Source organism: Streptomyces tendae, assembly GCF_014650435.1.
Lineage (GTDB): Bacteria > Actinomycetota > Actinomycetes > Streptomycetales > Streptomycetaceae > Streptomyces > Streptomyces tendae.
The window spans coordinates 191882-217764 of sequence record NZ_BMUY01000015.1; the positions used below are offsets into that span (position 1 = coordinate 191882).

Here is a 25883-nt window from a genome sequence, read left to right on the forward strand (position 1 = left end):
GCGATGGCAAGGAGCCAGTCGTGACCGCACAAGCCGTGACCCACCTGAACTTCCGTGGCGACGCCCGCGAGGCCCTCACCTTCTACCGGTCCGCGTTCGGCGGGGACCTGACCGTGGTGACGTACAAGGACGCCGGCAACGTCCAGGACCCCGCCGCGGCCGACCAGGTGATGTTCGGCCAGGTCGCCACCGCCGACGGCCTGCGCGTGATGGCCTACGACGTGCCGTCCGACCTGCCCTGGAACCAGGGCGAGAACGCCTTCTTCGTCTCGGTCCGGGGCGAGACCACCGACGAGATCACCGCCTACTGGGAGAAGCTGGCCGAGGGCGCGACCGTCCTGCGGCCGCTCGGCGCCGCGCAGTGGGCGCCGCTCTACGGCATGCTGCGGGACCGGTTCGGCGTCACCTGGGTCCTGGACGTCGTGAGCGAGTACAACGCGTGAGCGTGCTCGACGCCCGGTCGCTGAACCGGGCGTCACTCGCCCGGCAGCTGCTCCTCGACCGCGCGGACCGCCCGGTCCTGGACGCCGTCGCGCACCTCGGCGGTATGCAGGCACAGGAGCCGCAGGAACCGTTCGTCGGACTGTGGTCGAGGCTGCGCGACTTCGCACCGCGGGCGCTCGACGACCTGCTGACCGGGCGTCGGGTGGTACGCACCCACCTGATGCGCCGCACCGTCCACCTCGTCACCGCCGACGACGCACTGGCCTGGCGGTCGCGGCACGAGGCCATGCTGCGCGGACGCGTCCTGGGCACCTACCGCCGCGAACTCGAAGGGGTCGACCTCGACGAGCTCGCGGCGGCGGGCCGGGCGGTCCTGGCCGACGGCGAGCCCCGCTCCATGGGCGACCTCGCGCGGGCCGTGGCCGGGCAGTGGCCGGACGTGGGACCGCGGCCGCTCGGGGAGATGCTGGTCGCCGCACTGATCCCGACGGTGCAGCTGCCGCCGCGCGGGACCTGGCGAGTCAGGGCCGGGGTGCGCAACGTCCCGGTCGCCCAGTGGCTGGGCCGCGCGGTCGACCCGCCGGCCCCGCCGGGCAGCGATCCGGTCGGTGCGGCACTCGTACGGCGCTACCTGGCCGCGTTCGGGCCGGCCGCCTCCGCGGACCTGCGCGCCTGGTGCGGGCTCGCCGGGCTGCCGGCCGCCGTCGCGGCGGTACGCGGGGAACTGGTCGCCTTCCGTGACGAGCGGGGCCGGGAACTGCTGGACCTGCCCGACGCGCCGCGACCCGACCCGGACATCCCCGCTCCCGTACGGTTCCTGCCGGCCTTCGACAACGCGGTCCTCGGCTACCAGGACCGCGGCCGCGTCATCGACGACGCACACCGCGGTCTCTCGGTCACCGGCGCCCGTTTCGTCCTCGTCGACGGCCGGGTCTCCGCGACCTGGACCGTCGAGGACGGCACGGTCACCGTCACCCCGCTGCGCCGGCTCGACCCGTCGGAGCGCGCCGAGGTGGCCGAGGAGGGCAGCGCCCTGGCGTCCTTCCTCTCCGAGGGCGGCAGCGACCGGGTCGGGGTCGGGGCGGCACCGCCCTGAGCGGCGGGCGACCCGGGCAGGACAGGGCGCCGCGGGTGTCACACGCCGGGCACGACGTCCGCGACGACGCAGCTGACGTTGTCGGGACCGCCGGACCCGTTGGCGAGTGCCACCAGTTCGCGGACGGCCTGCCCGGGCTCCCCCGGGGCGGCGAGCACCCGGCGGAGCCCGTCGCTCGGCACCACCGTCGACAGGCCGTCGGAGCAGAGCAGGTAACGGTCACCGGGCCGGGCGTCCTGAAGACGCATCTCGGCGGTGGCGTCGGCGCCCGGGCCCAGGGCCCGCACCAGCAGCGACCGCTGGGGGTGGGAGGCGGCCTCCTCCGGCGTGATGCGGCCCTCGTCGACCATCGACTGCACGACGGTGTGGTCGTGCGTGATCTGGAACAGCTCCCCGTCGCGCAGCAGGTAGACGCGCGAGTCGCCGACGTGGACGAGGCCGAGCTGCGACCCCGTCCAGAGCATCGCGGTGAGAGTCGTACCGGCCGCCTCCCGCGGGCCGGAACCGGTTCCTCCCACGGCGTCGTGCACGGCCCGCCCGGCCTCCTCCACGGCGTCCGCGAGGACGTTGAGGAGGCCGTCCGCCGGGACGCCGTCGGTCTCCAGCCGCCGCAGCGACGCGACGGCGGCGGCGCTGGCCGGGGCGCCGCCCGCGCCGAAGCCGTCGGCGACGGCCAGCAGGCCCGAACTCGCGTAGGCGGTGTCCTGGTTGCTCTCGCGGACCAGACCGGTGTCGGATGCGGCGGCGTAACGCAGGCTCAGGGCAGGGGCGGTGGGTGACATGGCGGGATCCCTCCGGGTGAGGTGGTCGATGAGGAAGGCGGCCAGGTCGCGCCGGGCGGCGGTGTCGGCCTCGGCCCGCGCCCAGAAGGCGCGGATCTCGCCGGCCGCCGCACCCGCGTCCAGCGAGCACACGTGCCGGATGTGGACCAGCGGCATCCCCAGGCGCCGCAGCCAGGCCACGAGCCGGGCCCGCTCCACCTGTTCCGGGGCGTAGCGGCGGTAGCCGGTGACCGGGTCGACGCGGGCGGGCGGCAGCAGGCCCAGCTCGTCGTAGAGGCGCAGCGCCTTCGGCGACAGCTGGGACGCCTTCGCGAACGCCCCTATGGTCAGCAACTCCGTGCCCACGTGCCCCACTCCTCCTCGTACCGGGCCCGTCGCCCGGCGACACCGATGCTGCGGCCTGCCCCAAGGTGAAGGTCAACAGCCGTCGAGTCGTCTCGAGCCGTCAGCCGTCAGCCGTCAGCCGTCAGCCGTCAGCCATCACCCGTCACCGTCAGCCGTCACCCGTCACCCGTCACCCGGCACCCGTCAGCCGTCGACCGACGCGAGACGTGTGACGTCGACCGAGCCCTCCCCGGTTCTCGGCTGGGGGACGGCCGCCCACAGCGCGGCCAGCGCGGCGAAGGTGGCGACCAGGGCCACCGCCCCGGTGCGGCCCTTCGCCCAGCGGGCCCGGAACCGGACCGGATCCTCCACCAGGACCTTCGAGAGCCGGGCGAGCGCCACCGACACGGCGAGCAGCACCGCCGTACGGGGAGCGCCCGTGAGACCGAGCCGTTCCTCGCTCAGTACCAGGTACACGGGCCAGTGCCAGAGATACAGGCTGTAGGAGATCAGGCCGAGCCGACGCAGCGGTGCCGCCGCGAGGAACCGGCCGGCCGGTGTGCGCGGAGCCCGGGCGAGGAAGGCGACGAGCAGCGCGGCGGCCAGGGCGTGGAGGAAGAGCCCGCCGTGGAAGAGTGAGGGCGAGTTCTGGCCGTCGGCCACGACCCAGTACGCCCCGAGGCCGGCCCCCAGGACGAGGCTCCACCGGCCGGCCGCGCCTTCGCCGACGCGGGAGACCAGGCGCGTGGCCGGCGCGGTGGCCGCCAGCGCTCCGAGGAGCAGGGAGAACGCGCGGGTGTCGGTGCCCTCGTAGACCCGGGTGGTGTCGGCCGGGGTGGTGAGGACGACCATCAGGACCAGGGACGCTACGGCTCCGGTCACGGCCACGACGGCCACGCGCCGTCCGGCGCCCCGGCCGCGGGCCACCAGACAGAGCACCAGCGGCCACACCACGTAGAACTGCTCCTCGACCGCGATGCTCCACAGGTGACTGAAGACCCTGGTGTCCGCCGAGTCCCAGTAGCCCACCCGGTCGGCGACGAAGTGCCAGTTGGCGAGGTTCGCGGTCACCCACGGGCCGTCGTCGAGGGCGTAACGGAGCAGGTTCGGCGGGCCGACGGCCCACACCAGGAGCAGGGTGCCGGCGAGCACGACCGCGAGCGCGGGCAGCAACCGCCGGGCGCGCCGGCCCCAGAAGGCGAGGAGGTCGATCCGGCCGTCACGGGCCCGCGCCTCCGTCAGCAGCAGGCCGGTGATGAGGAAGCCGGACAGGACGAAGAAGAGGTCGACGCCGAGGAACCCGCCGTCGAAGTGACCGGCGTGGAAGAACAGCACGCCCAGGACGGCGAGGCCGCGCAGTCCGTCGAGCGGTGCGATGTGCCGACGCGGGGTGCCGGGCGCCGGGGAAGGGGCGGCGCGGGTGCCGTGGTGGGCGGGGGAGGGGGCGGCCGACAGGTGCGGGCGCAGGGGCATGGGCTGGTCTCCGTGGAAGGGGCTGGGCGTTGCCGGCCCGTGAGCACCTCGAGGTGGGCTGGACGTTCCCGGCCCGCGAGCACCTCGCGGTGGGCGGGCCGGGCTTCGCCGGGGGCTACGCGCAGCCGAGCCGGCTGTAGACCTTGTCGCCGGTCCACTCACCGGTGGCCCACGCGTCGGCCGCGGCCGGGTCGAAGCCGTACCGCCGCTCCAGCTGCTCGCCGAACCAGACGGCGAACGCGGCCGAGCCCTGCTGGCAGGAGTGGATGCCGTCCTTGCTGCGCTGCGCCTGCTCGGCGCCGCTGTCCTCGCCCCACAGGGCCGAGGCGTCGAGGAAGGCGGCCGTGTCGGGGTGCTTGGCGGCCACGCTCTTCGCGGACCGCGGCGCGGACTCGATCTCCTTCTCGTGCGGCTGGTAGAAGTCGTCGAGCTTGAACGGCGGGGCGGAGACGAGAAGGAGGTCGGCCCCCGCCTCGTTCACGGTCTTCACCAGGCGCTCGTAGGCCGCGCGCTGTTCGGCCGGGGTGCCCCAGTCGTAGGTGGTGACCTGGTAGGCGACGACGTCCGGTGCGAAGGTCTTGAGCGTCTTGGGGAGGCGGTCCCAGGTGGGAGCAGCGATCTCGCCGACGACCCCGCCGCCGCCCGCGGCGGCCACCGATTCGAACGCGACGCCCCCGGCCTCCATGGCCGCGTCGAGGGCGGGTGCCTGGGCCTCGCCGATGGAGTCCCCCATCCACAGCAGCCGTCGCGGCCCGTCGTCCCGCTTCTCGCCGGAGCCCCGGGCGCCGTCCGAGGCGTCGGCAGCCGCACTGTCCCCGGCGGAGACCTCGACGCCGCTGCCGGAGTCCTGGCAGCCGGTCAGGGAGAGCGCCACGGCCGCGGCCACGAGGGCGTACCCGAAGACGCGGCGGGCGGGCAGCGAGCGCCCGCCGGAATTGATCTCGTTGTCCATGCCCCCAGCACAGGGCACACGCTCCCGGCCCGGGGAGGGCTGTCATCGTTTCATCACGTGATGCGGAACCGGGCGTCATACGCTTCGAGCACGCTGGCAGAAGAAGGCCCGCCGCCGAACCGAGTGGGCCGAACCGAGTGGGCCGAACCCAGTAGGCCGAATCGAGCAGGCCGAACCGAGAAGCCCGGCCGAGAGAGCCGGCCGGGAAAGCCCGGCCGAGGAAACCGGAGAAGAGCGCACCCCCATGGCACGAGTCCTGCTCATCGAAGACGACCCCGCCGTGCAGCGAGGCGTCTCGCTCGCGTTGAAACGCCGGGGGCACGAGGTGGCCGTCGCGGGCAGCGGCGAGACCGGCCTGCTCTCCCTGGAGCGGCACCGGCCCGACCTGGTGCTCCTCGACCTGATGCTGCCGAACATGAGCGGTCTCGAGGTGTGCCGCCGGATCCGTGAGAGCAAGCGGATCCCGATCATCATCCTCTCCGCGCGCGGCGACGAGATCGACATGGTGGTCGGCCTGGAGGCGGGTGCCGACGACTACGTCGTCAAACCGGCGGGTGCCGAGCTGCTGGAGGCGCGGATCCGGGCGGTCCTGCGCCGGGTCGCCCCCGCCCAGGAGGGCGGCACGCCGACCACGGTGCCCGCGGGCCCCGAGCGGCACGCGGACCTCACCGTGGACCGGACCACCCTCGTCGTGGCCAAACACGGCGCCGAACTCCCGCTCGCGCCCTCCGAGCTGAAGCTCCTGCTGTTCCTCACCGCCACCCCCGGCCAGGTGTACTCGCGCCAGCAGCTCCTGGAGCAGGTGTGGGAGCACTCCTTCTACGGCGACGTCCGCCTCGTCGACGCCTGCGTGATGCGGCTGCGCGCCCGTATCGAGGACGATCCGCGCAAGCCGGTGTACGTCCAGACCGTGCGCGGCTTCGGCTACCGCTTCGGTCCGCTGTGAGGCGGTTCCGGCTGCCGCTCCGCTCCGCTGCGCGCGGGTTCCGGCCGCACGCGCCGCGCGGGCTGCGGGTCCGGCTGGTCGTCGCCTTCCTCCTGGCCGCTGCCTTCGGCGCCCTGCTCACCGCCGGCCTGACCTTCCACCGGGCCCGCGCGGCCATCCTCGACCGCGCCGAGGAGACCGCCGTCGCCGACCTGCGCACCCAGCTCGACTCCCTCGCCCCCGACCTGACCCTGCCGCCCACCGCCGAGGACCTGCGCGGGCTCACCCGGCAGCTCGACCAGGCCGGTGGGGCGCGGGCCTGGCACGCGTCCGCCTCCTACCGCGGCGGCGAACCGGTCACGGCGTCCCCCGGCACGCCACCCGTCCCCGCCGAACTGCGCCGGGCCGTCCAGGACAGCGGACGAGCCGTCCACCAGCGGACCGAACACGACGGCCGCCCCTGGCTGGCCCTCGGCATGCCCGTCGCCTACACAGACGACTCCGGGGGCACGGACGCGGACACGGACACGGGCACAGACGCGGACGCATACGCGGACACGGGCACGAGCGCGGACGCAGGGTCACTCTCCGGGCTGACCGTGTACGCCGCCTTCCCCCTCGACGACGACCGGGCCGACATCGACGCCCTGGTCACCGCCGCCGAGGCCGGAGCGGTACCCGCCCTCGCCCTCGCACTCGTCCCGGCCCTCTTCGCGGCCCGCAGCGTCCTGCGCCCCGTACGCCGGTTGCGCCACGGCGCCGAACGCATCGCCGCGGGGGAGCTGGACACGCGCCTGGACGCCCCCGGCCGGGACGAACTCGCCGACCTGACCCGCTCGTTCAACACCATGGCCGAGACGCTGGAGCGGGACGCCGCCGAACTGCGCCGGCTGGAGGCGGGCGCCCGCCGCTTCGCCGCCGACGTCGCCCACGAGCTGCGCACCCCGCTGGCGGCCATGGCCGCGGTCACCGAGGTCCTCGACGAGGACGCCGCCTCGGGCGTGCTGCCCGCCGACACGGAGGACGCCGTCCGGCTGATCAGCGAGGAGGTGCGCGCCCTGGCCCGGACGGTGGAGGACCTGATGGAGGTCTCCCGCTTCGACGCCAAGGCCGCCCCCGTCCACCGGGAGGACGTCGACCTGCGCACCCTCGTGACCAAGACCCTCCAACTGCGCGGCTGGACCCACGACGAGCGGGTCCGCGCCGACCTGCCCGAACCGGCCCCCGCACGCGTCGACCCCCGCCGGATCGACGTCGTCCTCGGCAACCTGGTCGCCAACGCGCTGCACCACGGACGCCCACCCGTGACGGTCGCCGTCCGCGTGCGCGGCGACCGGGTCCGGGTCACGGTCACCGACCGGGGGCCCGGCATCCCGGACGAGGCACTCCCGTACGTCTTCGACCGCTTCTACAAGGCCGACGCGGCACGCCCCCGCTCCGGCGGCAGCGGTCTCGGCCTGGCCATCGCCCAGGAGAACGCCGCCCTGAACGACGGCACCCTCACCGCGGCCAACCACCCCGACGGCGGCGCCGTCTTCACCCTCACCCTGCCGTCGGCCGCCTCCTCCCCGGGAACGACATGACAAACCGCCCGATGCGGCACCCGAAGCGGGCCGCCCTCCTCCTGGCCGCGCTGCTCGCCGCCGGTGCCACCGGCTGCGCCATCGGCACCACCGGCCCGGTGCGGGCCGGCGCCCCCGCGTCCGGCGTCCCGCGGCCCGGCGACGGCGCGAGCACCGTGCGCCTGTACTTCGCGGGGCCCTACGGCACCCGCCCCGTCACCCGGCCCACGGACGCCCCCCTCGCCCCCCAGCAGGCCCTCGACCTGCTCCTGGACGGACCCACCAGGGCCGAGCGCGAGCGCGGCCTGACCACCCACGTCGCGCCGGAGATCGCCGGACGGCTCACCGCCACCGCGAGCGACGGAGCCGTCGACGTCGTCGTCCCCGTCCAGGTCAGCACCGGCGGACTGGACGTCGCCGCCGTCAACCAGCTGGTCTGCACCGCGGCCCACGCCGAGGTCCCGGGCGGTCTTCCCGCCGACGAGGTCGACGTCCGGATCCACGAGAACGGGACCCGCTCCACCCCGTCCTGGACCCTGCGCTGCGGCGCGGGCGGCAACGCCACCCCCGTCACCGGCTGAGGGGACGTCGGCTGCCCGCGGCAACGAAATGCGGAGTACACCCACCTTCGTGATCTACACCGAGGGGAGAGTGGAGCGGGACCCCACTACACCCGACGCAGTACGCCAGTCCAGACCCAGGGTCGGATCAAACGCCCGGAACACCGGGCGAGCATGGATGTGTACCCCGGTCAGCGCGTCCGCCTTCCCCCCATGTGCCGGGTCTTCGTCCTGCCCGCAACCCGACGGATTGGTCCAAAAGGTGGCTACGTTTCTCTATCGACTCGGCCGGAGGGCGTTCCGGCGCCGCGGCCTCGTCGCCCTGCTGTGGGTGGCCATACTCGTGGGCGCCGGCGTCGCCTCGTCCGCCGCGCCGGCCCCGCCCGAAGACTCCTTCTCCATGCCCGGCACCGAGTCCCAGAAGGCGTTCGACCTGCTCGACGAGCAGTTCCCGGCCGCCAGCGCCGAGGGCGCCACGGCCCGCGTCGTGATCCGTGCCCCCGAGGGCGCGAAGATATCCGACGCGGCCGGCAAGGACCGGGTCGAGGGCCTGGTCGCCGACCTGAAGGCCGGACCGCAGGTCGCCTCGGTGGACGACCCGTTCAAGGCGAACGCCGTCAGCAAGGACGGCACCACCGCCTACGCCTCCGTGACCTACAAGGTCAACGCGATGGAGCTGACCGACGAGGCCCGCGACTCGCTCACCGCCGCCACCGACACCGCCCGTGCGGACGGCTACACCGTCGAGACCGGTGGCGACGCGGTCGTGGCGGAGCAGGAGATGGGCGGCACCGCCGAGCTGATCGGCATCGGCGTCGCCGCGATCGTGCTCCTGCTGACCTTCGGCTCCCTGGTCGCGGCCGGTATGCCGCTGCTCTCGGCGATCATCGGTGTCGGCATCGGCATCTCCGCCATCGGGGCACTCGGCAGCACTTTGGAGCTGTCCGCCACGACCTCCACCCTCGCCATGATGATCGGCCTCGCGGTCGCCATCGACTACGCCCTGTTCATCGTCTCGCGTTACCGGGCGGAGATCGCCGAGGGCCGTGCCCCGGAGGAGGCGGCCGGACGAGCGGTCGGAACCGCCGGCTCCGCGGTCGTCTTCGCCGGACTGACCGTCGTCGTGGCCCTGGCCGGTCTCGCGATCGTCAACATCCCGATCCTCACCAAGATGGGCCTGGCCGCCGCGGGCACCGTCGGCATCGCCGTGCTGATCGCCCTCACCCTCACCCCGGCGCTGCTCGGCTTCGCCGGCAAGAAGGCCCTCAGCCGCAAGGACCGCAAGGCGCCCGCCGGGGCCCGGGCCGCCTCCGGCAAGCCGAAGCTCGGCACCCGCTGGGCCCGCTTCGTACAGCGGCGCCCGGTCACCGTCCTGCTGACCGCGGTCCTCGGCCTCGGCGTCATCGCCGTACCGGCCGCGAGCATGGAGCTGGGCCTGCCCGACGAGGGCAGCTCGGCCCCCGACACCACCCAGCGCAAGGCCTACGACATGCTGTCCGAGTCCTTCGGGGCCGGGTTCAACGGCCCGCTGATGGTCACCATCGACGCACGCGGCGCGGACGACCCGCAGGCCGCCGCGGACACCGTGGGCGAGAAGATCACCGGACTGGGCGAGGCCGCGGCCGTCACCCCGGCCAACTTCAACGAGGAGGGCGACACCGCCGTCCTCACCGTGATGCCCAAGACCGGCCCGAGCGACATCGCCACCGAGTCGCTGGTGCACGACATGCGCTCGCTGTCCGGTGACATCAAGGCGGACACCGGCGCGACCATGCTGGTCACCGGCGCGACCGCGATGACGATCGACTTCTCGCAGACCCTGGACGACGCGCTCATTCCTTATCTGGCGCTGGTCGTGGGGCTCGCCTTCCTGCTCCTGATGCTGGTCTTCCGCTCGGTCCTCGTCCCGCTGAAGGCGGCCCTGGGCTTCCTGCTCTCGGTGGCCGCGGCGCTCGGCGCGGTGGTCGCGGTCTTCCAGTGGGGCTGGCTCGCGGACGTGTTCGGCGTGGACCAGCCGGGCCCGATCATGTCGATGATGCCCATCTTCATGATCGGCGTGGTCTTCGGCCTGGCCATGGACTACGAGGTCTTCCTCGTCACCCGCATGCGGGAGGCGTACGTCCACGGGGAGTCCCCCGCCCAGTCCGTCACCACGGGCTTCACCCACGGCGGCCGGGTGGTCGCGGCGGCCGCGATCATCATGATCAGCGTCTTCTCCGGCTTCATCCTGGAGAACGACGCCATGATCAAGATGATGGGCTTCGGCCTCGCGATCGCGGTGCTCTTCGACGCCTTCGTGGTCCGCATGGCGATCGTGCCCGCGGTCCTCGCCCTGCTCGGCAGCAAGGCGTGGTGGCTGCCCAGGTGGCTGGACCGTCTCCTGCCGAACGTCGACGTCGAGGGCGAGAAGCTGCACCGGGAACTCGGCGACACCGCCGCGCCCACGCAGCCCACCCGCGAGCCGGAGGCGGCCGGAGTCTGACCCTCCCGCACCCCACCCGCGCACGCACCCGGCCCCGGTGTCCCGGTACCCCCAGGACACCGGGGCCTTGGGGCTTACAGTGCTCCGGCGGCGTCGGTGAGTGCCTGGTCGAGGACAGCGACGCCGCGGGCGATCTCGTCGTCGCTCGCGGTCAGCGGGGGCGCGATACGGAAGATCCCGCCCATCCCCGGGAGCTGGACGATGTTCATGTGCAGCCCCAGCTCGAAGCAGCGCCGGGTGACGGCGGCGCCGAGGCGGTCCGCGCCGCCCTCGCCCAGCACCTGGTCGCCGACCAGTTCCATGCCCAGCAGCAGCCCCCGGCCGCGCACGTCTCCCACCACCTCGTGGCGGGCGGCGAGCTTGTCGAGGCCCTCGCGCAGTGCCGCGCCGAGCGCCCGGGCGCGCTCGTCCAGCCGGTCGCGGACCAGGACGTCGAGGACGGTGTTGCCCACCGCGGCGGGCAGCGGGTCGTTGACGTGGGTGGTGAAGAACAGGAAGCCCCGTTCGTGCGCCCGCCGCTCGATCTCCGCGCTCGTCAGCACGGCGGCCAGCGGCAGCCCCGCGCCCAGCGTCTTGGACAGCGTGAGGATGTCCGGGACGACACCCTCGTGCTCGAAGGCGTACCAGTCGCCGGTCCGGCACAGCCCCGTCTGGGCCTCGTCCAGGATCAGCAGCATCCCGCGCTCACGGCACTTGTCCGCCAGGGCGGCGAGATAGCCCGGCGGCAGCTCGACCACGCCGCCCGAGGAGAGGATCGGCTCGACCAGGCAGGCGGCCAGACTGCCGACCGACTGCGCGTCGATCATCTCGAAGCCCAGGTCCAGCTGGCGGCGCCAGTCCAGCTCGCCGTCCGGACCGACGACGGAGGGGCGGTAGCGGTCCGGCACCGGCAGTGCGAAGTTGCCCGGCGCGGCGGGGCCGTAGCCCTTGCGCCCGGCGCTGTAGGTGGCGTTCGCGGCGGCCTGGGTCATGCCGTGCCAGGACCGGGCGAAGGAGACGATCTCGTGGCGGCCGGTGACCAGCTTCGCCATCCGCACCGCGGCCTCGTTCGCCTCCGCCCCGGTGGTCAGCAGCAGCGCCTTCTCCAGCGGCTCCGGCAGGGTGCCGGCCAACCGGCGGGCCAGCTCGACGACCGGGCGGCTGAGCATGCCGCTGTGCAGGTGGTCGAGGTGCGCGACCTGCTCGCGCACCGTCGAGACGATCGCCGGATGGGAGTGCCCGAGGATGGCACTCATCTGACCGGACGTGAAGTCCAGCAGCTCACGGCCGCTCTCCGTGAACACGGAGGTCCCCGCGGCGCGCACGACGACCTCCGGCGAGAAGGGTGCGTGGCCGGAGTAGCGGATCAGATGGCGCCCCGGGTCGGCGCTCGAAGTCTCGGAAGGCATGCGACCGACGGTAGGGACGCCCCGCTGCGCGTGTCCACCGCACAGATTCGACGCCCCTGTACGCCAGAACCGTACAGGGCGGGGCTGTGCGGCGTACCATCGCCGCGTGCTCAACTCCGGACGGCTGCACCTGCTCAGCCAGCTCGACACCCTCGGTACCGTCCGCGCGGTCGCCGACACGCTGCACCTGAGCGCGTCGACGGTCTCCCAGCAACTGGCGGTGCTGGAGACCGAGACCCGGTGCCGGCTGATCGAACGCACCGGGCGGCGGGTGCGGCTGACCCCGGCCGGACTCCTGCTGGCCCGCCGTGGCCGGGAGATCCTGGACCGGATGGCCGACGTCGAGGCCGAACTGCGCGCCCTGAACGACGAGCCCATCGGGACCGTACGGCTCGCCGTGTTCCAGAGCGCGATCTACAGCCTCGCCGTCCCGGCGGCGAACCGGCTGGCCACCACCCATCCGCACCTGGACCTCGAACTCGTCGAGATGGAGCCGCACGAGAGCGGGCCCGCCCTGCGCTCCGGCGAGGCGGACGTCATCGTCACCACCACCGACTACTCCGGCCTGACGTGGGGCGCGGACCTCGAAGTCATGTCGCTCGGCAGCGACCCGGTCGTCCTGGTCCTGCCGCACGGCCATGCGCTGGCCTCGCGCACCGCGGTGAGCCTCGCGGCGTGCAAGGAGGAGACCTGGGCCTGCGACCGGCCGCAGTCGTACATGGCGGACCTGACCGTCCGGCTCTGCCGCGAGTCGGGGTTCGAACCCCGGGTGGCCTGCCGGTTCAGCAACTACCTCATGCTGCTGCGGCACGTCGAGACGACCGGGTCGATCGCCCTGCTGCCCGCGCTCGCGGTCACCTCCGACCATGCCGTCGTCACCCGGCGGCTGAACCCCCCGGTGCACCGCAACGTCGCCGTCGTGGTGCGGCGCGGCGCCCCGCAGCGCGCCGCGGTGAACGCGGTCATCGCCGCCCTGCGCGACCACCCCGAGATCGACGCGCTGTCCGCTCCCGATCCCGCCCCGGAGGGCGATCCCTCCCCGGAGGGTCGGGACGGCGACCGGCGGCCCTGAGCGCCGGCTCGGCTCAGGCGGCGGGGATCCGGCGGTGGATGTCGTCCAGCATCATCCGCACCGAGGTGCGGAAGACCTCCGCCTGATGGTCGCCGAGGAACGCGGTGTGCCCGAACACCTGCAGGACGACCAGCCCGTGCACGTGCCCCCACGCGCTGAGGAAGAGCGCGACCGCGGCGGGCGGCAGATCGCCCTGCGCGTGCAGGGGGAGCTGTGTCAGATGCTCCCGGTACGGGGGCGAGAGCGGGGGGACGTCGGCGGCGGCGAGCTGCGCCGGGGTGAAGCCGGCGAACAGCTCGCGCTGGAAGATCGCGCCCATCCGGCGGACCGCCTGCGTGGTCGGGCCCTCGGCGGGCGCCGCGTAGTACCGCAGCGGCGTCCCGTAGAGCAGCTGGAAGTGCTCCGGACGGGCGACGCCCCAGTCACGGTAGGCATCGGCCACCACGACCAGACGCGGTGTGGAGGGGGTCGCGCGCACGCCGTCGGCGGCGGCCTGCAACGCGTCGGACAGCTCGCCGTACGCCTTGGCGATGAGGGCGGTGACGAGGGCGTCGCGGTTGGGGAAGTAGTGGTAGAGCGCCTGCACGGTCATGCCGAGGCTGCGGGCGACCGCGCGCAGCGACAGGGCGGCGGGCCCGTGTTCGCCGATGTGCTGCTCGGCGGCGTCGAGTATCTCCTGCGCCGCGGCGGCCCGGCGCCGCTCGCGGAGGGGGACGGGCGCGGTGGTGGTGGGTCGCTCTGTGGGCATGCGGCGAGCCTAGGGCGCTGCGGGCTGATGGGCCATCAAGAAGCCGAACAGTGTTAGGCAGATCTCATACTGCCAAAGCGCGTCCCCCGTGCCGGCCTCCCCTCCCCGGGGAAGCGGGCACGGGCGGGCGTTTGCCGGCCGGCGGGGTGTCAGGAGCCGACGGCCGCGGGGTCCTCGGCGCCGGTCTCGCCGGCCGGTCGGAACTCCACCGCGACGACGCCGTCCACGCTCCGGCAGTGCTCCTCGAGGAGCGGGGCGGACACATGGTCCGGGAGCCGTCCGCTGAGCACGACATGACCGTGCGTCACATCCACCTGCACCGAGGAAGGAGCCAGACCGAGCGCCTTGACCAGGGCCTCCTCGATGATCTCGGTGCGGATGGCGCGGTCCGTGCGCAGGAAGACCCGCAGCAGGTCGCTGCGGCTGACGACCCCCGCCAGCCGCCCGTCCGCGTCCACGACCAGCAGCCGTTTGATGCGGTGGCGCGCCATCACCCGGGCGGCGTCCACGACGCTCCAGCTCTCCCGTGCGCAGAGCGCGGGCGAGGTCATGAGCCCCGCCGCGTCCGTGGCGCCGGCCTTGGCGGCCGAGGCCCTGGACCACCGGGCGTGCTCGGGGGAACCGTCGGGTTCCCCGCCCCACATCTTCTGCAGCAGGTCGGCCTCCGACACCACCCCAACGGGGCGGTTCTCCTCGTCGACGACCGGCACGGCCGTGATGTCGTACTCCAGCAGCAGGTGGGCGATCTCCTTGAACGGTGTGCCCCGCTGCACGCGGACCACGGCGTCGCTCATCAGATCGCGCACCTTCTGGTGTTTCATGAAGGGTCTTCTCCTCCGCTGCCGGCCCGCTCGGACCGGCGTTCGTCCTTCTTGCCCGGGAAAACGATCGAGTGGCCCCGGGAGTGCCCCGCCGCCCGCGCGGGCGGACCGACGAGGACCAGGGCGATGTCGTCGCCCGGGGTGGGCGCGTGCCGGATGAGGGTGTCCGCCATGGCGTCCAGGTCCCCGGGGTCGCCGTGCTCCAGGAGACCGGCGAGGGCCGCGATCGCGTCGTCGAGGTCGACCCCGGGCGCCTCGACGAGACCGTCGGTGTACAGGGCGAGCACACTCCCGGGCGGCAGCGGGAACTCCAGCGCGGGGTACCGGGCGTCCGGCTCGATGCCCAGCAGCAGACCGGGCGGCACGTGCAGGGGCTCGACGTGCCCGTCCGCGTGGCGCAGCAGGGGAGGCGGGTGCCCCGCGAGCGCCACGCAGGCGCGGTGCGTGGCGAGGTCGAGGTGGACGTAGGCGCAGCTGGTGAACAGGCCGGGGTCCAGGTCGGTGAGCAGACGGTTCGTGCGGGCCAGGACGTCGTCGGGGGGAGCCCCCACGGTGGCGTTGGCGTGCACGGCGGTGCGCACCTGCCCCATGAGCGCCGCGGCGTCCACGTTGTGCCCCTGGACGTCGCCGATGGTGACACCCGCGGTGTGCTCGTCGAGGCGGATGACGTCGTAGAAGTCGCCGCCGATGCCCAGGCCCCGTGCAGCCGGGAGGTAGCGGGCGGCGACGTTCAGACCGGGCACGTCGGGGAGGGTGTGGGGCAGCAGGGCGGACTGCAGGCGGTGGGCGAGGTGGTGCTTGGCGTCGTAGAGCCGGGCGCGGTCCAGGGCCTGCCCGACCAGACCGGCCAGCGAGGTGAGGGCGGCCCGTTCGCCCGGCGGGAAGACATGGGGCCGCCGGTAGGCGAGCAGGAGCGAGCCGATGGGGCGGCCGGAGGCGATCAGCGGCAGCAGGGCCCATGCGGCCATCCCGTCCTCGTGGTTCATGGCGGGATAGGCCGCGTGGAGTTCCTCGAAGGTCGTCCAGAATCCGGGTACCCCGGTGGCCATGACGTCGACGCCGGGAATGGCCGAGGTCAGCGGCGTCCCGTCGAAGCGCCTCATCAGCTCCGGGTGGTAGCCGCGCTGGCCGACGATCTTCAGCCGGCCGTCCGCCGGGGCCATCACCACCATGCCCTGCGCCCCGAGCGCGGGCATCAGTTGGTCGGCGGTCTGCTCGACCACGTCCTGCACGCTGACGGCCTCGGTCAGGGTGGAGGCCAGGTGCATCAGGTGGTAGAGCACGGTGGCACGGCTGGGACCCGAGGTCTGTACCGGCCCGGACGGGGACGTGTCGGTGTCCGGGCCGCCGCGGGTGATGCGCACGCTCAGCCCGCTGGCGTCCGGGTACAGCTCGAAGGACAGCCACGTCTTCGGCGGGCGCAGCACGGTGAACGCCTGCGGCCTGCGGCTGACCAGCGCGGCCCGGTAGCGGTCCTCGACGTGCGGCACGTCCATCCAGGGCAGCGCCTCCCACGGCAGGGCGCCCAACAGCAGGGCCCGGTCGACGCCGAGCAGGTCGGCCGCCCCCGGGGTGACGAAGGTGAGGTGTCCCTCCAGGTCCAGCGCGCACGAGCCGCCGGGCAGTCGGTCCACGAAGGCGGACAGCGCGGTCGCCTCGGCGGGGGAGGGGGTGCGCGGGGCCGGCGGCGGCAGGGTGCGGGGCCGGTCCGGGGGCAGCAGCGGTTCGTCGCGGTCCAGTGCCCGCTGCAGGCTGTCACCCAGGCGGCGGCAGCCCGCCCTGATGACGTCCTGTTCGCCGGCGCTCAGCCGGGACGGGTGGTTCCCGGGCCACAGCAGCACCAGCCCGCCTCGGACGGCGGTGCCCGAGACGAGCGGTGCGGCCGCCAGTCCGAATTCGTACGGCATGACGAGCGCCAGCCGCGGATACTCGCGTGCCATCTCCTCCCGGCCGCCCGCCCAGACCAGACGGTGCTCGCGGACGGCGTCGGCCACGGGCATCGGATCCTTCAGCCCGACCCGCCGCCACGGGGCGGCCATCTCCTGCGGGACCCCGGTGACCAGCACCTGCCACACGGCGTTCTCGCCCGGTGGCAGTACGTAGAGGATCCCTCCGAACGCACCGCTGGCCCGCACCACGGCCGCCATCGTGGAGTCCATCAGCGGTCCGCCCGCGTCCGTGCCGACAGGGCCGCCCGACGGCGGTCACCCTGAACACCACCCATATCTGGACACTACGCCCGTACCGCCGCGACGGCATGCGAGGCGGCGGCGGTACGGGGCCGCCGCAGCTCAGGGGCGGTTGCCGGACCCCTCGGACCCGCGCCGCACGTACAGCCGGCCGTCCGCCGGGCCGGTCCACTCCAGCCGTACGACACCGGGAACCGCGGCCTCGTCGACGCGCGAGGCGGCGGACCAGTAGCCGGCGGCCGGGTTCAGGAAGTACGTCGCCCACAGGCCGCCCCGGTGATCGACGAAGAAGTTGTTGTGACCGGCGCCGACCCCCGCGGTGTACCGCTTCGAGTACGGGCCCTCGAACCGGTCGGCCACGGCGACGATCGCGTCGTACTGGTACTGCACCCGCCCGGTGGCGGGCACGTCGTAGGCGTGGCGGACGGTGCCGTCGGCGTTGACCGACGTCCGGTCCCAGGCGGCGTGGACGAGGTGGTACTTGCCCCGGTACTTGAACACGTAGGCGCCCTCCAGGTATGGCTCGGGGGAGTAGGGCGTCTGCTGGAACCGGGGCAGGTCCGTCGTCGTGACGATGTCCTCCATGTCGTCCCGGAACTTCGCGTACAGGTCGTTGTGCAGCACGAGCCACGCGTCGTCACCCTCGGAGTAGAGGCCGCCGTCGATGTGGTGGTACGCGCCGGGCTCAATGAACTTCGGCCCTCCGATGAACGAGTCGCCGAAGGGCTTCTCCAGGTTGCCCTCGATCAGCCGGTACGGCCCTTCGACGCCGCCCTCGCTCACCAGCATGAACGAGCCGACCTTGCGCGAGTGGTCGCCCATGCACGCCACGAGGTACCAGGTGCCGCGGAAGTAGTGCAGCTCGGGCGCCCAGGCCTGGCCCCGCTTGCCGAACTGCTCGTCGTGCCAGTACTCCTGCCAGGGCGCGACGACCGTGCGGCCGGGCCGGTTCTCCCCGGCGAACTCGGGCGACCACACCTTGCCGCGCTCGGCCCCCGGCCGGATGCCGGTCGTGTCGGCCAGCCGCCACGGACCCTTCAGGGAGGGGGCCAGCCACACGAAGATGCCGTCGTTCCAGGGACCGGCGACGTCCAGTCCGGGCACCCGGGTGGTGCCCGTGGCGACGTAGAGGGGGCGGCCGTCCACGACGAAGCAGTTGACGTAGGTGTCGCGCATCCAGACCGTGCCGCGCTCCTCGTCACGGGGGCGCAGCTCCAGCGGGAGCACGAACGAGTTGTCCTCGCGCGGCCACAGGTCGGCCCGGGTGTCCGCGGTGCCGTAGGGCTCGGGGTCGGGCCAGTTCCCCGGGTGACGCCGCGACGCACCGCCCGCCCCAGGAGCGGCGGGAGCCGAGGCGGGAGCCGCCTGCGCGGAGCTCGTGGGCAGGGTGAACGCCGCCCCCACACCGGCGGCGCCGGCCAGCAGGGAACGTCGGTGGAGTCCGTACTCGGCATCGGTCATGGCGCACAGCATGCGAACGCCCGCACATTTACGTCAACAGGGCGGACGAATAATCCACTTCGAGCAGCCCGCCCATGGCCCGGCCGACCAGGCATTGTGAACGCTTCATTGCATCTTTCTGTCGGAGTGTTGACGGAATAATCGGGCCTCCCTACCTTGACCGGCATGCAGATGCCCAGCGGAGTGCACGCACTGGTCAGGCGGACCCACGAAGAGCGCGTCATGCGTGCGCTGCAGGAGAACGGCGCCATGAGCCGCGGCGAGATCGCCCGGGTCGTGGGCCTGTCCCGCACGACCCTCTCCGAGATCACCGGCCACCTCCTGCAACGGGGCGCCATCGTCGTCGTGGACACCGACGCCTCCCGCCGCGAGGGCAGCGGGCGACCGGCCGAACGGCTGGCACTCGACCCGGCGTCGGCGCAGTTCATGGGCGTCGACTTCGGGCACCGGCGCGTGCACGTCGTCGTCGCCGACGCCGCGCACGAGATCATGGTCTCCGGCTCGGTCCGGTACGAGGACACCGCGACCTGGGGGACCCGCACCGCGCTGGCCCTGGAACTGGTCGACCGGCTGAGCGGCGAGGCCGGGGTCCACTACGGGGCCCTGCAGGGCATCGGCATCGGTGTACCCGGACCCTACCCCGCCCCACAGGGGGCGGCCTGGCCCCGCGCCACGGCGGGGACCACCGTGCTCCGCCCGGCACCCGAGGGCGTCGACGTGGCCTTCGCCGAACGCTTCGACGCCCCGGTGATCGTCGACAACAACACCCGCCTGGCCGCCCTCGCCGAGGCGATCAGCGGCGCCGACAGCGTCGCCGACCTGGTCTACGTGCGGTTGTCGGACGGCGTGGGCGGCGGTCTGGTCGTCGGCGGCCAACTGGTGACGGGCTCCTCCGGACTGGCCGGGGAACTGGGGCACGTGACCGTCGAACCGGCGGGCCGCCCCTGCCGGTGCGGCAAGCGGGGCTGTCTGGAGACCGTCGCCTCGGTGCCCGGAATCCTCGCCGCCTGCTGGGAGTTCGGCCTGCGCCTGGAGAACCTGGACGACCTCGCGGCCGCCGTGCGCCGCGCCCATCCCGTCGTGGACCGGGTACTGCGGGAGGCCGCGGGCGCCCTGGGACGGGTGGTCGGCGCCGCGACCATGATGCTGAACCCGGCGAAGGTGGTCATCGGCGGCGAGATCACCCGGCTGGCGCCCGTCCTCGTGGAACAGGTCGCCGCCACCCTGGCCGCCGAGATCTTCCCGACCGCGTCGGCGGGCCCCGCCGTGGCCGCCGCCCGGCTCTCCGACGACGACGGCGCCATCGGCGCGCTCGCCGCGGTCTTCCACAGCTCACCCCTCCTGGCGAGGTATCCCGAAACCGCCGACGTGAAGGGCCGTTCCGATGCACCCGACTCCGCCACCGAAGGAGCCGCCCATGTCCGTCCTTGACAAGCGGAGCGCCGACCACCGGCACCCGCGGCCCGAGCAGGGGCCAGGGGCCCCGCCCGAGGCCGAAGCGGCCGACAGCACGGCGGGCGCCGCCAAGTCCGCGTCGGAAAGCTCCCGTTCGCGCCGTCGCGGGCTTCCCCTCGCCCTGAACGCCGTGTCCGTCGCGCTCGGCATCGCGATCTGGTGGGCCCTCGCGTCCGCCGGTTTCAAGCTGCCGACACCGCCGGAGGTCGTCGACCGCGCCTCCACCCTGATCAGCGACGGGACGCTCGCCGACGACGCCCTGGCCAGCCTGACCCGGGTCCTCATCGGCTTCGCCCTGGGCACGGCTGTCGCCGTCCCGGTGGGCTTCCTGATGGGCTGGTACGGCATCCTGCGCGGACTGATCGAGCCCTGGATCCAGTTCTTCCGCACCATCCCACCGCTGGCGATCATCCCGCTGGCGGTGGTCGCCATGGGCATCGACGAGACCCCGAAGATCTTCGTCATCTTCCTCGCCGCGTTCCTGGCCTGCGTGATCTCCACTTTCCAGGGCGTGGTGAACGTCGACCGCACCCTGATCAACGCCGCCCGGGTGCTGGGCGCGGGCGACGCCACGATCTTCGCCCGCGTGGTGGTGCCGGCGTCCACCCCCTTCATCCTCGTCGGCATGCGGGTCGGCCTCGGCTCGGCCTGGGCCACCCTGGTCGCCGCCGAGCTGATCGCCGCCCAGGAGGGCCTCGGCTACCGCATGCAGAACGCCCAGCTCTACTACGACCTCCCGACCATCTTCGTCGGGCTCATCTCGATCGGAATCCTCGGTCTCCTCATGGACCGCGTCCTCCTCCTCGCCGAACGCCGGCTCACCCGATGGCAGGAACGCCGATGACCAGCACACCCGCCAAGATCTCCGTTCAGAACGTCACCAAGACCTTCTCGCTGGGCCGGGAGACCTTCACCGCCCTCGACGACGTGTCCCTCGACATCGCGAACCACGAGTTCGTCACCGTCGTCGGCCCCTCCGGGTGCGGCAAGAGCACCCTGATGAACATCCTCGCCGGGCTCGAGACACCCACCGCGGGCCGTGCCCTGGTGGACGGCGCCCCCGTCTCCGGCCCAGGACCCGAGCGCGGCGTCATCTTCCAGCAGTACGCCCTCTTCCCCTGGCTGACCGTGCGTCAGAACGTCGAGTTCGGCCTGCGCACCACCGGCGTGCCCAAGGCGGAACGCCGGGCCAGGGCCGAGCACTTCATCGAACTGGTCGGCCTGGAACGCTTCGCCGACGCCCTCCCCAAGACCCTCTCCGGAGGCATGCGCCAGCGCTGCGCCATCGCCCGTGCCTACGCCGTCGACCCCTCCATCCTCCTGATGGACGAGCCCTTCGGCGCCCTCGACGCGCTCACCCGGGTCAAGCTCCAGGAGCAACTCCTGAAGACCTGGAGCCAGGACAAGCGCACGGTCCTGTTCATCACCCACGACGTCGACGAGGCCGTGTTCCTGGCCAACCGGGTCGTCGTGATGGCCGCCCGCCCCGGACGCGTCTACGACGTCGTCGACGTCGACCCCGCCATCGAGCGCGACGAGGCCTTCCGGCTCAGCCCCGAGTTCGCCGCGCTGCGCAACCGCGTGTGGCACTCCGTCTACCACCAGGAAGGCCGCACCGCCGCCCTTTCCGGTTCCCACTCCCCGACGTCATGACCCGGAAGGTGCTCCCCGCCATGTCACCCGCCCTCACCCGCAGAAGCCTCACCACCACCCTCGCCGGCGTGGCCGCCATGGCGCTGCTCGCCGCGTGCGGCAGCGGCTCGTCCTCCGGCGGTTCGTCGGACAAGGTGCGCTTCGGCTACATCAACGACTTCAACGGCGCCAGCCTCATCGCCATCGCCGAGGCCAAGGGCCTGTGGAAGAAGCACGGACTGTCCGCCGACGCCAAGGTCTTCACCAACGGCCCGCTCCAGATCCAGGCCCTGGGCACGGACAACCTCGACTTCGGCTACATAGGCCCCGGCGCCATGTGGCTCCCCGCCTCCGGGCAGGCCAAGGTCGTCGCCATCAACACCCTCGGCAACTCCGACCGCGTCCTCGCCCAGCCGGGCATCACCTCGATGCAGCAGCTCAAGGGCAAGACGGTCGCCGTGCCCGAGGGCACCTCAGGCGACATGATCCTCTCCCTCGCCCTGGAGAAGGCCGGGATGACCAAGGACGACCTCAAGGTCGTCCCCATGGACCCGTCCACCATCGTCTCCGCCTTCTCCTCCCACCAGGTCGACGGCGCCGGGTTCTGGTACCCGGCCGCGGCGACGATCAAGAAGCAGGTCCCCGACCTGGTCGAACTCGCCAAGAACGGCGACTTCGCGCAGGACGTCTCCTTCCCCACGGCGTTCGTCGCGGGCAACAAGGTGGTGGCCGACCAGCCGGAGAAGACCAAGAAGGTCCTCGCCGTACTGCGCGAGGCCATGACCTTCCGCTCCGAGCACACCGACGAGGCGATCGAGCTGACCGCCGACAAGCTGAAGATCCCCGTCGACCAGGTGAAGGCGGACGCCGCGAACAACAAGGTGCTCAGCGTGGAGGAGCTGGACAAGCTGACCCAGGACGGCACCGTCGTCAAATGGCTCGAGGGCATGAACGACTACTTCGTCAACGCCGGCAAACTCAAGAAGCCCGCCGACCCGAAGACCTACTACACCGGCGACCTCTTCACTGGAGCGGGCAAGTGACGCGAGCGAACGACCCCGGCGCCCAGTCCGGCCCCCAGGCCGGGGCGTCCCGGAAGAACATCCTCTTCCTCATGACCGACCAGCACCGCACCGACACGCTCGGCGCCTACGGCAATCCGCACGCGCACACCCCGGCACTCGACGAACTGGCCGCCACGGGAACCCGCTTCGACCGCTGGTACACCCCCACCGCCATCTGCACCCCGGCCCGCGCCAGCCTGCTGACCGGCCAGGCACCCTTCCGGCACAAGCTCCTGGCCAACCACGAACGCAACGTCGGCTACCTGGAAGACCTCGCCGAGGACCAGTTCGCCTTCTCCCGGGCGCTGCGCGAACACGGCTACAACTGCGGCCTGTTCGGCAAGTGGCACGCCGGCAACCGCCGCACGGCGGCCGACTACGGCTTCGACGGACCCGACCTGCCCGGCTGGCACAACCCCGTCGACCACCCGGACTACCTCGCCTACCTCGCCGAACGCGGACTGCCCCCGTACGAGATCAGCGACCGCGTGCGCGGCACACTGCCCAACGGCGGTCCAGGCAACCTGCTGGCGGCCCGGCTGCACCAGCCGGTCGAGGCCACCTTCGAGCACTACCTGGCCACCCGCGCCATCGAGCAGTTGGAGCGCTACGCCGCCGACGCGCACGACCGGGACCGGCCCTTCTTCCTGGCCCTGCACTTCTTCGGACCGCACCTGCCGTACATCCTCCCGGACGAGTACTTCGACCTGGTCGACCCCGCGGACGTGGAGCTGCCCCGGTCGGTGTCCGAGACCTTCGAGGGCAAACCCCCGGTCCAGCGCAACTACAGCGCGCACTGGACCTTCGACACGATGCCCATCGAGACCACCCGCAAGCTCATCGCCGTCTACTGGGGCTACGTGGCCCTCATCGACCGGCAGATCGGCCGGGTCGTGGCGGCCATGGAACGGCTCGGCCTCGTGGACGACACGGCGGTGTTCTTCACCTGCGACCACGGCGAGTTCACCGGCTCCCACCGGCTGCACGACAAGGGCCCCGCGATGTACGAGGACATCTACCGCACCCCCGGCCTGGTCCGGGTCCCGGGCGCGCCCGGCGGCCAGGTGCGCGACGAGTTCGTCAGCCTCCTCGACTGCACCGCCACCATCCTCGAACTGGCCGGCCTCGACCCGAAACCCGCCGTCGACTCGCGCAGCCTGCTGCCCCTCGTGCGGGGCGAGGCGGTGGAGTGGGACGAGGACATCGTCTGCGAGTTCCACGGCCACCACTTCCCCTACCCGCAGCGCATGCTGCGCGAGGACCGGTACAAACTCGTCGTCAACCCCGACTCCGTCAACGAGCTGTACGACCTGCAGACCGACCCGGACGAGCTGCAGAACGTCTACGCCCACCCCGAGCAGGCGGAGGTCCGCGGCCGCATGATGCGCCGGCTGTACGACGTCCTGCGCGAGCGCGGCGACAACTTCTACCACTGGATGACATCGATGTACGACGTCGGCGAGGTGGGACACGACCCGACCCTGAGCGGACTCGACGAGTCCACGTACAAGGCATAGCAGGCCCACGCACGCGATCGATTCGAGGACCCATGACCGGCACTCACCGCCCGTGCTGCGCCCCCGCGACGGCCCCCGTCGCCGTGGCCGCCCCGTCCCCCGCGGCCGCCGCGGAGCCGGGGCCCGCCGCCCGCCCGCGCTCGACCCGCGGGCAGGTGCGCCTGCCGGGCGGTGAGTTCGCGATGGGGGACGCCTTCGGGGAGGGATATCCGGCCGACGGCGAGACGCCCGTGCACACGGTGCGCCTGCGGCCCTTCCACATCGACGAGACCGCCGTCACCAACGCCCGGTTCGCCGCCTTCGTCAAGGCGACCGGCCACGTGACCGACGCCGAACGCTTCGGCTCCTCGGCGGTCTTCCACCTGGTGGTCGCCGCCCCGGACGCCGACGTCCTCGGCAACGCCGCCGGCGCCCCCTGGTGGATCAACGTGCGCGGAGCCCACTGGCGCCGCCCCGAGGGCGCCCGCTCCGACATCACCGGCCGACCGAACCATCCCGTCGTCCACGTGTCCTGGAACGACGCCACCGCCTACGCACGGTGGGCCGGCAAGCGCCTGCCCACCGAGGCCGAATGGGAGTACGCCGCCCGCGGGGGACTGACCGGACGCCGCTACGCCTGGGGGGACGAGCTGACCCCGGGCGGCCGGTGGCGCTGCAACATCTGGCAGGGCCGTTTCCCCCACGTCAACACGGCCGAGGACGGACACCTCACCACCGCACCGGTCAAGTCCTACCGGCCCAACGGCCACGGCCTGTGGAACACCGCGGGCAACGTGTGGGAATGGTGCGCCGACTGGTTCTCGCCCACCTACTACGCCGACTCGCCGACCGCGGACCCGCACGGCCCGGCGACCGGGACCACGCGGGTCCTGCGCGGCGGCTCGTACCTCTGCCACGACTCCTACTGCAACCGCTACCGGGTCGCCGCCCGCTCCTCCAACACCCCGGACTCCTCGTCCGGCAACCTCGGCTTCCGCTGCGCCAACGACGCGGCCGTCACATGCGGATCAGCCGCTGCGTGACCTCCCGGTACTGCCGCAGCGCGAGCCGGAGTTCCTCGGCATGCGCCTCGGGATCCTGGTCCTGCCAGCTGTCGTGCAGGGCACGGCGGCGTTCCGCGAGGGCGTTCGCGAGGTGGTTCACCGCGTCGTCGAAGGCGCCCTCCGCCTCCTCCAGCGCGTCGTGCGGAGCGTCGGGGAAGGCGTTGATGGCCCTGCGGAGACGGTCCAGGACAGCGTCCCGCTCCGCCGACGGCAGCAACGCCTCCGGCGCCGCCGCACGGCGCTCGGTGCGGCGCTGGTCCTGGTCCGAGGGCTGCTGTGCGCGTGTCTGGTCGTACATGTCGTATGCCGCTTTCCTGGGGTGTTTGTGCACCGGGTTCCCCGAAGCGGCCCCGCTACCGTTGGGTGAGGGTCTGGGGGTAGTCGGTGATGATGCCGTCGACGCCGAGGCCGGCCATGGTGCGGATGGCGCCGGGTTCGTCGACGGTCCAGACGTTGATGTCCATGCCGAGTTGGTGGACGCGGTCGACGAGGGTCTGGTCGGTGACGGTGTGCTGGGGGTTGATCTGGTCGGCCCACTGGCTGAGTTCGGTCAGTTCGGTGTCGGTGGGTCGGTCGGCGTCGAGGATGCCGATGGGGATGTCGGGCTGGGCGGTGTGGAAGGTGCGGGCGTCGTCGGTCTCGAAGGACTGGACGGCCAGTTGGTTCCGGGCCAGGGCGGTGCGGACGTAGCGGGGCTTGCCGCGCAGGCTGTCGGCGAGGTCGGTGGCGATGGTGGTGCCGTACTGGCTGCAGGGGCTGATTTCGGCGAGGAGTCCGGTGCGGGTGTGCTGGATGCGGCGGATGACGTCGTCGAGGGTGATGATGGGTTCGCCGGCGTAGTCGTCGTGGAACCAGGTTCCGGCGTCGAGTTGGCGCAGTTCGTTCCAGGTGAA

The 25883-nt window shown here is 72.8% G+C and carries 23 protein-coding genes; 13 read left to right on the forward strand and 10 right to left on the reverse strand.

The annotated features are described in order from the left end of the window. The first annotated feature begins 20 nt into the window (after positions 1–20). Positions 21–443, forward strand: a complete 423-nt coding sequence (locus IE258_RS32855; RefSeq protein ID WP_189749386.1) for a VOC family protein — start codon at positions 21–23, stop codon at positions 441–443. Beyond that, entirely contained in the window at positions 440–1540 is a 1101-nt protein-coding gene (locus tag IE258_RS32860; protein WP_189749387.1) for a winged helix DNA-binding domain-containing protein, read from the forward strand. The genes IE258_RS32855 and IE258_RS32860 overlap by 4 nt, the downstream gene beginning before the upstream one ends. A 38-nt stretch (positions 1541–1578) precedes the next feature. Here the strand turns inward: IE258_RS32860 and IE258_RS32865 are convergent, their stop codons facing one another. From IE258_RS32865 to IE258_RS32875, 3 genes are all read right to left on the reverse strand, one after another. Beyond that, entirely contained in the window at positions 1579–2667 is a 1089-nt protein-coding gene (locus IE258_RS32865) for a MerR family transcriptional regulator (RefSeq protein ID WP_189749388.1), read from the reverse strand. Between the two features lie 183 nt (positions 2668–2850). Continuing rightward, positions 2851–4119, reverse strand: a complete 1269-nt coding sequence (locus tag IE258_RS32870; RefSeq protein WP_189749389.1) for an acyltransferase family protein — start codon at positions 4117–4119, stop codon at positions 2851–2853. A gap of 115 nt (positions 4120–4234) precedes the next feature. Beyond that, the gene (locus IE258_RS32875) at positions 4235–5071 is read right to left on the reverse strand and encodes an SGNH/GDSL hydrolase family protein (RefSeq protein ID WP_189749390.1); all 837 of its coding nucleotides are present in this window, start codon (positions 5069–5071) and stop codon (positions 4235–4237) included. Between the two features lie 244 nt (positions 5072–5315). Here IE258_RS32875 and IE258_RS32880 point away from each other — a divergent pair, with 244 nt between their 5' ends. From IE258_RS32880 to IE258_RS32895, 4 genes are all read left to right on the forward strand, one after another. Next, the gene (locus tag IE258_RS32880; protein WP_189749392.1) at positions 5316–6017 is read left to right on the forward strand and encodes a response regulator; all 702 of its coding nucleotides are present in this window, start codon (positions 5316–5318) and stop codon (positions 6015–6017) included. Continuing rightward, on the forward strand, positions 6014–7579 hold the full coding sequence (locus tag IE258_RS32885) for a sensor histidine kinase (protein WP_189749393.1): 1566 nt from the start codon (positions 6014–6016) through the stop codon (positions 7577–7579). Before IE258_RS32880 ends, IE258_RS32885 begins: the two co-directional genes overlap by 4 nt. A gap of 11 nt (positions 7580–7590) precedes the next feature. Further along, positions 7591–8139 (forward strand): hypothetical protein, encoded by a 549-nt coding sequence (locus IE258_RS32890; protein WP_229892553.1) that lies wholly within the window; start codon positions 7591–7593, stop codon positions 8137–8139. Positions 8140–8380: 241 nt separating this feature from the next. Next, positions 8381–10600, forward strand: coding sequence for an MMPL family transporter (locus tag IE258_RS32895; RefSeq protein WP_189749395.1), 2220 nt, complete (start codon positions 8381–8383; stop codon positions 10598–10600). Positions 10601–10674: 74 nt separating this feature from the next. Here IE258_RS32895 and IE258_RS32900 read toward each other — a convergent pair whose 3' ends face one another. Next, a complete protein-coding gene (locus tag IE258_RS32900) occupies positions 10675–11988 on the reverse strand; it encodes an aspartate aminotransferase family protein (RefSeq protein WP_189749396.1) in 1314 nt (437 codons plus the stop codon). A 106-nt stretch (positions 11989–12094) separates the two neighbouring features. On the opposite strand from IE258_RS32900, the gene IE258_RS32905 reads away from it, so the two are divergent. Continuing rightward, positions 12095–13060, forward strand: coding sequence for a LysR family transcriptional regulator (locus IE258_RS32905; protein WP_189749398.1), 966 nt, complete (start codon positions 12095–12097; stop codon positions 13058–13060). Positions 13061–13073: 13 nt separating this feature from the next. Here IE258_RS32905 and IE258_RS32910 read toward each other — a convergent pair whose 3' ends face one another. The 4 genes from IE258_RS32910 to IE258_RS32925 all read right to left on the reverse strand — a co-directional run bounded on the left by IE258_RS32910 (position 13074) and on the right by IE258_RS32925 (position 18279). Beyond that, positions 13074–13808 carry a TetR/AcrR family transcriptional regulator gene (locus IE258_RS32910; protein WP_189749399.1) on the reverse strand — a complete coding sequence of 245 codons (735 nt, stop codon included), beginning with the start codon at positions 13806–13808 and terminating at the stop codon, positions 13074–13076. A 149-nt stretch (positions 13809–13957) separates the two neighbouring features. Continuing rightward, entirely contained in the window at positions 13958–14629 is a 672-nt protein-coding gene (locus IE258_RS32915) for a CBS domain-containing protein (protein WP_189749400.1), read from the reverse strand. Further along, positions 14626–16788 carry a SpoIIE family protein phosphatase gene (locus IE258_RS32920; RefSeq protein WP_189749401.1) on the reverse strand — a complete coding sequence of 721 codons (2163 nt, stop codon included), beginning with the start codon at positions 16786–16788 and terminating at the stop codon, positions 14626–14628. The genes IE258_RS32915 and IE258_RS32920 overlap by 4 nt, the downstream gene beginning before the upstream one ends. 132 nt (positions 16789–16920) lie before the next feature. Then, positions 16921–18279 (reverse strand): family 43 glycosylhydrolase, encoded by a 1359-nt coding sequence (locus IE258_RS32925; protein WP_189749403.1) that lies wholly within the window; start codon positions 18277–18279, stop codon positions 16921–16923. Between the two features lie 165 nt (positions 18280–18444). On the opposite strand from IE258_RS32925, the gene IE258_RS32930 reads away from it, so the two are divergent. Genes IE258_RS32930 through IE258_RS32955 form a run of 6 tightly spaced genes read left to right on the forward strand, consistent with a single transcriptional unit; the run spans position 18445 to position 24969 of the window. Then, on the forward strand, positions 18445–19710 hold the full coding sequence (locus IE258_RS32930) for an ROK family transcriptional regulator (RefSeq protein ID WP_164459578.1): 1266 nt from the start codon (positions 18445–18447) through the stop codon (positions 19708–19710). Further along, positions 19697–20578, forward strand: coding sequence for an ABC transporter permease (locus IE258_RS32935; RefSeq protein ID WP_189749404.1), 882 nt, complete (start codon positions 19697–19699; stop codon positions 20576–20578). Before IE258_RS32930 ends, IE258_RS32935 begins: the two co-directional genes overlap by 14 nt. Beyond that, positions 20575–21387, forward strand: a complete 813-nt coding sequence (locus IE258_RS32940; protein WP_189749405.1) for an ABC transporter ATP-binding protein — start codon at positions 20575–20577, stop codon at positions 21385–21387. The genes IE258_RS32935 and IE258_RS32940 overlap by 4 nt, the downstream gene beginning before the upstream one ends. A gap of 20 nt (positions 21388–21407) precedes the next feature. After that, positions 21408–22409: an aliphatic sulfonate ABC transporter substrate-binding protein gene (locus IE258_RS32945; RefSeq protein ID WP_189749407.1), complete on the forward strand. Its 1002-nt coding sequence runs from the start codon at positions 21408–21410 to the stop codon at positions 22407–22409. Beyond that, on the forward strand, positions 22406–23947 hold the full coding sequence (locus IE258_RS32950) for a sulfatase family protein (RefSeq protein ID WP_189749408.1): 1542 nt from the start codon (positions 22406–22408) through the stop codon (positions 23945–23947). Before IE258_RS32945 ends, IE258_RS32950 begins: the two co-directional genes overlap by 4 nt. A 32-nt stretch (positions 23948–23979) precedes the next feature. Beyond that, positions 23980–24969 (forward strand): formylglycine-generating enzyme family protein, encoded by a 990-nt coding sequence (locus IE258_RS32955; RefSeq protein ID WP_189749409.1) that lies wholly within the window; start codon positions 23980–23982, stop codon positions 24967–24969. On the opposite strand, the gene IE258_RS32960 is transcribed toward IE258_RS32955, so the two are convergent. Next, entirely contained in the window at positions 24944–25288 is a 345-nt protein-coding gene (locus IE258_RS32960; RefSeq protein ID WP_189749411.1) for a hypothetical protein, read from the reverse strand. The two genes, IE258_RS32955 and IE258_RS32960, sit on opposite strands and share 26 nt — an antisense overlap. Positions 25289–25343: 55 nt before the next feature. Continuing rightward, a partial coding sequence (locus IE258_RS32965; RefSeq protein ID WP_189749412.1) for a glycerophosphodiester phosphodiesterase occupies positions 25344–25883 on the reverse strand: 540 nt, incomplete at its 5' end.

Coding starts and splice junctions, on each gene's coding strand:
- IE258_RS32915 (WP_189749400.1), bottom strand. CDS start 14,629: ATGAAACACCAGAAGGTGCGCGATCTGATGAGCGACGCCGTGGTCCGC.
- IE258_RS32940 (WP_189749405.1), top strand. CDS start 20,575: ATGACCAGCACACCCGCCAAGATCTCCGTTCAGAACGTCACCAAGACC.
- IE258_RS32880 (WP_189749392.1), top strand. CDS start 5,316: ATGGCACGAGTCCTGCTCATCGAAGACGACCCCGCCGTGCAGCGAGGC.
- IE258_RS32920 (WP_189749401.1), bottom strand. CDS start 16,788: ATGGACTCCACGATGGCGGCCGTGGTGCGGGCCAGCGGTGCGTTCGGA.
- IE258_RS32925 (WP_189749403.1), bottom strand. CDS start 18,279: ATGACCGATGCCGAGTACGGACTCCACCGACGTTCCCTGCTGGCCGGC.
- IE258_RS32960 (WP_189749411.1), bottom strand. CDS start 25,288: ATGTACGACCAGACACGCGCACAGCAGCCCTCGGACCAGGACCAGCGC.
- IE258_RS32930 (WP_164459578.1), top strand. CDS start 18,445: ATGCAGATGCCCAGCGGAGTGCACGCACTGGTCAGGCGGACCCACGAA.
- IE258_RS32945 (WP_189749407.1), top strand. CDS start 21,408: ATGTCACCCGCCCTCACCCGCAGAAGCCTCACCACCACCCTCGCCGGC.
- IE258_RS32875 (WP_189749390.1), bottom strand. CDS start 5,071: ATGGACAACGAGATCAATTCCGGCGGGCGCTCGCTGCCCGCCCGCCGC.
- IE258_RS32900 (WP_189749396.1), bottom strand. CDS start 11,988: ATGCCTTCCGAGACTTCGAGCGCCGACCCGGGGCGCCATCTGATCCGC.
- IE258_RS32935 (WP_189749404.1), top strand. CDS start 19,697: ATGTCCGTCCTTGACAAGCGGAGCGCCGACCACCGGCACCCGCGGCCC.
- IE258_RS32870 (WP_189749389.1), bottom strand. CDS start 4,119: ATGCCCCTGCGCCCGCACCTGTCGGCCGCCCCCTCCCCCGCCCACCAC.
- IE258_RS32955 (WP_189749409.1), top strand. CDS start 23,980: ATGACCGGCACTCACCGCCCGTGCTGCGCCCCCGCGACGGCCCCCGTC.
- IE258_RS32910 (WP_189749399.1), bottom strand. CDS start 13,808: ATGCCCACAGAGCGACCCACCACCACCGCGCCCGTCCCCCTCCGCGAG.
- IE258_RS32890 (WP_229892553.1), top strand. CDS start 7,591: ATGCGGCACCCGAAGCGGGCCGCCCTCCTCCTGGCCGCGCTGCTCGCC.